Consider the following 1,065-nt stretch of genomic DNA (forward strand, 5'->3'; position numbering starts at 1 on the left):
AGACATCGTACGGCGCGTCGTGCAGCGGATTGGCGGGCAGCGCGCGCAGGCCGCCGAGCACCGCCGCGATGCCGATCGGCACGTTGATCGCGAAAAGCCACGGCCATGATGCGACTGACAGCACTGCGGACGCGACCGTTGGCCCGATCGCAAACGACAGTGCGACCACCATCGCATTGACCGACACGCCCCGGCCAAGCATCGACGACGGATAGATTGTCCGAACGAGCGCCGCGGTGACGCTCATAATGCCCGATGCGCCGAGCCCCTGGATCACGCGCATCACTGTGAGTGTCGGCAGCGAGCTGGCGAGTGCGCAGCCGAGCGACGCGACGGTGAACAGCGCGAGGCCGGCGATGTAGATGCGCCGGTAGCCGACGCGATCGCCAAGCGACGCGAGCGGCAGCAGCGTGATCGTGATGGCGATCTGATATGCGTTGACGATCCAGATCGACGCGGCGTCGGATGCATGCAGGTCGCGCGCGATGGTCGGCAACGCGACGTTGGCGATCGCACCGTCGAGCACGGCGAGTATCGTGCCCAGTGAGACGAAGACGATCCCCCAGAAGCGCTGCGGAAGCGGCAGGCCCGTATCGGCATTCATGAGGGGGACCGTGCCAATCTCGGGCTGTAACGTGGCCATGGGGCTTCCTTGTGGTGATGGTGCGGCAGGTTGAATCGCGCGCTTACGTTTTCCCCGTCGGCCTCATCGACACGACTGGATCGATTCCACACAACGCTCAGTTCGTAGCCCTGGCCATCAGATGATCGCCAAACTGGTCCCGCAGACGGTTTTTCTGGACCTTGCCCGTAGCCCCCAATGGGATCGCGTCGACGAAGATCACGTCATCAGGCGTCCACCATTTCGCGATCTTGCCTTCATAAAAAGCGAGTAGTTCTTCCCGCGTCAAATCCGCTTGCCGTTTCCTGACGACGATCAGCAATGGACGCTCGTCCCACTTCGCGTGTTTCGCGGCAATGCACGCTGCCTGAGAAACCGACGGGTGCGCCATCGCGATATTCTCCAGGTCGATTGAGCCGATCCATTCGCCACCCGACTTGATT

At 62.6% G+C, this 1,065-nt stretch carries 2 protein-coding genes; both read right to left on the reverse strand.

Features of this window, described 5'->3' with window-relative positions; genetic code table 11:
* Positions 1-604 (reverse strand): MFS transporter (locus P0D89_RS53300; protein WP_408379696.1); only part of this gene is annotated, 604 nt, incomplete at its 3' end.
* 136 nt (positions 605-740) lie between these two features.
* The coding region (locus P0D89_RS53305) for an AMP-binding enzyme (protein WP_408371264.1) at positions 741-1,065 on the reverse strand (325 nt) is incomplete at its 5' end.

Origin of the sequence: Paraburkholderia sp. RL18-085-BIA-A (assembly GCF_046027075.1) — a bacterium.
Lineage (GTDB): Bacteria > Pseudomonadota > Gammaproteobacteria > Burkholderiales > Burkholderiaceae > Paraburkholderia.